The sequence below is a fragment of the Mesorhizobium sp. M7D.F.Ca.US.004.01.2.1 genome (genome assembly GCF_003997785.1).
GTDB lineage: Bacteria > Pseudomonadota > Alphaproteobacteria > Rhizobiales > Rhizobiaceae > Mesorhizobium > Mesorhizobium loti.
In genome coordinates this window covers 1-5,240 of record NZ_RZRQ01000378.1, presented here as the reverse complement: position 1 = coordinate 5,240, position 5,240 = coordinate 1, and the positions used below count along the sequence as shown (strand labels likewise).

Genomic DNA, 5,240 nt, shown 5'->3' with positions numbered 1-5,240 from the left:
GTTGAGGGCTGGATCGATGCGGTCGTTGACCATACGGCCAGGCAAACCATGGCGGCACGGTTTTCGCGGGCGCGCGGCAGCCGTATGCCGTTCCTGGCGCGTGTCTTTTCGGGAAACCGTGCCTTGGCCGACGGATTGCTGATCAGCAAGCGTCAGGCCGCCGCCTCGGCCAAGAGTGCCGGCAGCGCCGAGGCCATCGCCCGCGGCCTCGCGACAAAGCGGCTCGACGCCGAAATCTGGGTAGCGCCGGTAAAGCAGAAGCATCGCTCCCCGACATGATTTTTTGCAGCTGCTCTCTCCATTGTGCATTGCACAAAATCTGACGCGGGGTTAGTTCTAATTTCGGCGGGTGAATGGGTTTGGGTCACGCCGAGTGGCGAGCACCGATGCGGCATCGGTGGCGCTCTCATAGCCGAGGACCCGATGCATCTTTCATCCCCCGACAATTCCGGTGCGGCCAGTCTCGAGGCCATTGCGCGCAACGGCAGCCTGCTGCGGCGCATCGCGGTGCGCATTCCGACCTATCTCAAGGATCTTCGCGAAAACCCAGCCTGGCTGCCGATGTTCATGCTGGCGCGCACCATGCCTGGACGCCGCATGCATTGGCTGGGCGCAAAACGCGCTCAGCCGGTCGTCAATGCGGTGGACACGATGTTTGCCGGCGTCGAACGGGAAGCCGTGGTCGAAGCGCTGCGCTCCGACGGGCTGTTTTCGGGCCTGGTCCTACCGCCTGATATCCATGAGGAGATCGCAGACTTCGCCGGGCGCACGCCTTGCTTCGGCAATTTCGACCGCCGTCTCGAATTCATGCCGGGCGAACATGCCGAGGCTGAAAAGCGCTTCGGCCGCTCGCTGCTCAGTGGGCATTTTTTCGAGCGCATACTCGACTGCCAGGCGGCACTCGCCATCCAGCGCGATCCGCTGCTTCTGGACATTGCCGCGCACTATCTCGGCGGCCAGGCCAAACTGATCACGACGCGGGTGTGGTGGAGTTTCCCGACGGGCGCCGCTTCGGATGCCGACAAGAATCTCGCCTCGCTCGGCAAGTATCATTTCGACCTCGACGACTGGCGCATGCTGAAATTCTTTTTCTATCTCAAGCCGGTCGATGCGGACACCGGCCCGCATGTCTATGTCAAAGGCAGTCACAAGCGCCGCAGCCTCAAGCATCACCTCACCCTCTTGGTTGGCCATCCCGCGCAAGAGGTTCTGGATGTCTATGGTGAGCAGAGCCCGGTGACATTGACTGGAGAAGCAGGCCTCGGCTTCGTCGAGGATCCGTTCGGCTTCCACATGGGCACCGTGCCGGCGCGCACGCCGCGGCTGATGATGGAAGTCGGCTTCGGCGTATCGCCGCCGTCGCGCCGGCGATTCCATGGCGAGCCGGTCATCCGCTGAAGGAACTATCCGAAGCTCCAACTCGACAGGCATCCAGCGAGCGCGACGCCTGGCTTGGCGCTGCGCTTTGCTTTCGGCGTCAAAGTCAACACGAACCGGCTCCCGATTGAACCGCTCCCGGTCGTTCAGGGCGTTGATGATGACGATTGCCCTTGCATCGTCATCTCTGGAGATTGCATCGTCCTTTCCGTCGATTGCGGCGACATAGACGCCGCACTCGCGGCAGATCAAATAGTCGGCCGTCCTCAACCCGAATTGATATCTCCGCAATCGCGCCTCGTCCTTGACCGAGATGATCAGTCTGCCGTCCGGATCGGCAACGGCGCGCGAACCATGTCTGACACAGAACGAGCACTGGCAGGCGCGAACTTCGATTTGCGAGGGGTCGAGCTCGGTTGAAAATCCAAGGCGAATGTTGCTGCAATGGCATCCGCCAGTATGCACGGTCATCGTATCTGCCTTGTCGTGTCGGCGATGATCGCCTTCAGGCAGAGTACTTTTTCGGGGCAGGTTTGGAATGGGGTTTCGAAGGCGCCGGTGCTGTTTTACCTGGCAAACGTGGCGTGGAACCGGCGCTTTGCCTCGGCTTTTACGGAGCCGATTTTCCGCGCCGCAAATGCTCGTCCAGGCGCGGCATGATCTCGACGAAGTTGCACGGCATGTGTCGGTAGTCGAGCTGCGCCTTCAGGATGCCGTCCCACGCGTCCTTGCAGGCGCCTGGCGAACCCGGCAGCACGAAGACGAAGGTGGCGTTGACGACGCCGCCGGTCGCCCGGCTCTGGATCGTCGAGGTGCCGATCTTGTCGTAGGAGATGCGGTGGAACACCTCCGAAAAGCCGTCCATGCGCTTTTCGAAGATCGGCTCCAGCGCGTCCGGCGTCACGTCACGGCCGGTGAAGCCGGTGCCGCCGGTGGTGATCACGACATCGATATCCTTGTCCCGTGACCACGCCAGAACCGTGTCGCGGATTTTCTCGCGATCGTCGGTGACGATATCGCGGGCAGCCAGGATATGGCCGGCCTCGGTGATGCGGTCGGCCAGCGTCTGGCCGGATTTGTCGTCGGCGAGGCTGCGTGTGTCCGAAACGGTCAGCACCGCTATGCGCACGGGAACGAAGGAACGGCTCTCGTCAATTCTGGCCATCAGCGCCCTCTGATGCGATGCTGCGCGTCGCGGCGACGAACCAGTCGGGCTGGCGGCCGCGGATCTCGGCAGCGGCCCGCTTGGCGACATTGCCGGTCTCGAACAGGCCGAAGCAGGTGGCGCCGGACCCCGACATCCGTGAAAAACCCGATCCAGCCTTGTTCAGCCACGAAAGCGCCCTGCCGATGGCGGGCTGCATCGCCAGCGCTGCGGGCTCGAGATCGTTGCGGGTGATCTCCAGCCAGTTGCGCAGGCTGTGAAAATCGATGCTGCGCGGCAGCGGCGGCAGTGCTGCGTTGTCGCGATGGGCAAGCGCTGCAAACACCTCGGCCGTCGAGACCGGCGTGCCTGGATTGACCAGCACCAATCCAAGCGTCGAAAAATCCGGCACCATCGACAGCTCGTCCCCAATGCCGCGCGCGACCAGAGGCCTGGCCGCCAGGCACATCGGCACATCGGCGCCAAGCGAGAGGCCGATCCGCGCCAGCTCGGCGCCATCGATGTCCAGGGCCCATGTCTCCACCAGTCCGCGCAGCACGGTCGCCGCGTCGCTCGAACCGCCGCCGACGCCGGAGGCGACCGGCAGGTTCTTTTCGAGCCGAATGGCGACCGGCGGTGTTCTCTCGTGCCCGACCGCTTGTCGCAGGGCATCGCGCGCCCTGAGCACCAGATTGCTGGCGTCGACAGGAACGGCCGGGGCGTAACGGCCGGACATGGCAAACTCATCGCTGTCGGCGAGCACGATTTCGACCCTGTCGCCAAACCGTGTGAACACCGCCAGGCTCTCGATCAGATGATAGCCGTCGGGGCGCCTGCCGGTGACATGCAGCGCAAGATTGATCTTGGCGTGCGCGTGCCAGCTACGCGACCCGATGTCGGTGTCCACAATGGTATGCGAAATGATGCTCAGTCCTTGGCCAGCCGGTATTCGCCGGTCTTCGGATCCTTGACCAGCGTTCCGATCGCGCCGTTGGCCGCCTGCTTTTCGGTGCGCCGCACCTTGGCGGTCACGCGCTCAGCTTCCCTAATGAAGGTGCGGTAGCCGAAATAGGCGGCGACGCCAACGACGGTGAAGAAAATGATCTGCGGCATACCAAAACTCCTCCCACGCTGGGCCGGCGAAGGCGGCCGGTCGGGTCGGTTGATGCATGTCGCCCAAAAGTGGATCCGGTTTGGGTAACGACATGCATGAGATTTCTAACTCTCATGCTAGACGGTTTTGCCGGGTTTTCAAAGCCCGAAGCGTGCCCACAACGCGCGCTCTTCCGCCGCATCGATCACGCCGCTAGCGGCAGCGGCTGCGATATCGGGCACCGAGAAGCCCTTGCTCGAACCGAACAGGCCGAAGCGGCTGAGGAAACCGCGCGGCGCCGTGATCAGCCTAAGCTGGGTTTTTGCCCCGAAACGGGTCTTCAGCACCGTGCGCATATCGCCGAGCGCATCGACCAGGCCGAGTTCGAGGCCCTTGATACCGGTCCAGAACAGGCCGGTGAACAGGTCCGGATCATCTTTCAGTTTCGTGCCGCGCCGCTCCTTGACGAGATCGATGAACGTGCCGTGCACCTCAAGCTGCAGTGCCTTCAGGCGTTCGACGTCTTCCTTCTTCTCGGGCTTGAAGGGATCGAGCACCGCCTTGTTCTGGCCGGCAGTGTGGACACGGCGCTCGACACCGATCTTCTTCATCAGTTCCGGAAAGCCGAACGAGGCCGACACCACGCCGATCGAACCGACAATAGAGGACGGATCGGCGAAGATCTCGTCGCCGGCGACCGCGATCATGTAGCCGCCCGACGCCGCGACGTCCTCGACGAAGACCAGCACCTTTTTGTTCTTTTCCATCGCCAGGTCGCGGATGCGCTTGAAGATCAGCCGCGACTGCACCGGCGAGCCGCCCGGCGAATTGATCGAGATGGCGACCGCCGGCGCGTCGTAGGAGAACGCCTTCTCGATGAGGCCGGCGGTGGAGGCCAGCGACAGGCTCGGTCGGAACTGGCCACCGCCGGCCATGATGGTGCCGTGCAGCCGGATGACCGGAATGGTGACGACGGTGGAGCGCCAGGATTTCGGCAGCAGGCGGTTGATAAGTCGTTTCACGAGGGCGCGGTCTCCGGTCGGTGGGTTGCAGGCATGTAGGGATTTCCCGGCCAACGGCAATGTGGCCGGGCAGAATAGCTCAATCTCCGAACAGCGAGGCGAGGCCGTTGGTGATCATTTCGCTGCGCTCATCGGGGCCGTTGCCTGATTGCGCGTGAAGCATCAAAGGAGGGCGGATGGCAAGCTTTCCCCGCGCCCCGAGCGCTGCCCTGACGACAGTGCGGATCGCCGCTGCGTCGGGGCGAGGGTGGACGGCAAGCATCTCGGCATCGCCGAAGCGCCCTGCGATCGCATCGAGAATGGCGCCGAGCTGTTCGGGGCGGGCGATCACGGCAAGCCCGCCGCGCGGCCTGACGACCGCTGCCGCACTGCGAATCCAGCTCTCGAACAACCCGTCCTCCATGACATGGGCTTCTTTTCTGAGGCGATCGGGCGTGGCGCGGTCCCGTGCGGGGTTGAAAGGCGGGTTCATGATGACGAAGTCGAAATCATTGTCGGCGAGGCCGGCGGCCGCCCGCGCCCGGCCCGATACGGTGACATCGGCGACGAGCACAGAGGCGCGATCGCTGAGATGGGCATTGCCGGGGTGGGCAAGGGTGGCCGC

General features: G+C 63.5%; 7 protein-coding genes and 1 pseudogene. 3 read left to right on the top strand and 5 right to left on the bottom strand.

Going from position 1 to position 5,240, the window contains the following annotated elements; all coding sequences use genetic code 11:
• The 3 genes and pseudogenes from EN993_RS30855 to EN993_RS30845 all read left to right on the top strand — a co-directional run.
• Positions 1 to 279 (top strand): annotated as a pseudogene (locus EN993_RS30855) (glycosyl transferase family 2); the annotation flags it as partial.
• A 144-nt stretch (positions 280 to 423) separates the two neighbouring features.
• Positions 424 to 1,398, top strand: a complete 975-nt coding sequence (locus EN993_RS30850; protein WP_127265663.1) for a hypothetical protein — start codon at positions 424 to 426, stop codon at positions 1,396 to 1,398.
• Positions 1,399 to 1,452: 54 nt separating this feature from the next.
• A complete protein-coding gene (locus EN993_RS30845) occupies positions 1,453 to 1,797 on the top strand; it encodes a hypothetical protein (RefSeq protein ID WP_127265662.1) in 345 nt (114 codons plus the stop codon).
• Positions 1,798 to 1,987: 190 nt separating this feature from the next.
• On the opposite strand, the gene moaB is transcribed toward EN993_RS30845, so the two are convergent.
• The 5 genes from moaB to EN993_RS30820 all read right to left on the bottom strand — a co-directional run.
• Positions 1,988 to 2,542, bottom strand: a complete 555-nt coding sequence (gene moaB / locus EN993_RS30840; protein WP_127265661.1) for a molybdenum cofactor biosynthesis protein B — start codon at positions 2,540 to 2,542, stop codon at positions 1,988 to 1,990.
• Positions 2,529 to 3,428, bottom strand: a complete 900-nt coding sequence (locus EN993_RS30835; RefSeq protein ID WP_127265660.1) for a 4-(cytidine 5'-diphospho)-2-C-methyl-D-erythritol kinase — start codon at positions 3,426 to 3,428, stop codon at positions 2,529 to 2,531. Before EN993_RS30835 ends, moaB begins: the two co-directional genes overlap by 14 nt.
• Before the next feature lie 20 nt (positions 3,429 to 3,448).
• Positions 3,449 to 3,634, bottom strand: coding sequence for a hypothetical protein (locus EN993_RS30830; protein WP_056581167.1), 186 nt, complete (start codon positions 3,632 to 3,634; stop codon positions 3,449 to 3,451).
• A gap of 138 nt (positions 3,635 to 3,772) precedes the next feature.
• Complete coding sequence (locus tag EN993_RS30825) at positions 3,773 to 4,636, bottom strand: S49 family peptidase (RefSeq protein ID WP_127265659.1); 864 nt, start codon at positions 4,634 to 4,636, stop codon at positions 3,773 to 3,775.
• 79 nt (positions 4,637 to 4,715) lie between these two features.
• The coding region (locus EN993_RS30820) for a methyltransferase (RefSeq protein WP_127265658.1) at positions 4,716 to 5,240 on the bottom strand (525 nt) is incomplete at its 5' end.

Excerpts from the sequence above, each read along its gene's own strand:
- EN993_RS30830 (WP_056581167.1), bottom strand. The coding sequence starts at position 3,634 with ATGCCGCAGATCATTTTCTTCACCGTCGTTGGCGTCGCCGCCTATTTC.
- moaB (WP_127265661.1), bottom strand. The coding sequence starts at position 2,542 with ATGGCCAGAATTGACGAGAGCCGTTCCTTCGTTCCCGTGCGCATAGCG.
- EN993_RS30850 (WP_127265663.1), top strand. The coding sequence starts at position 424 with ATGCATCTTTCATCCCCCGACAATTCCGGTGCGGCCAGTCTCGAGGCC.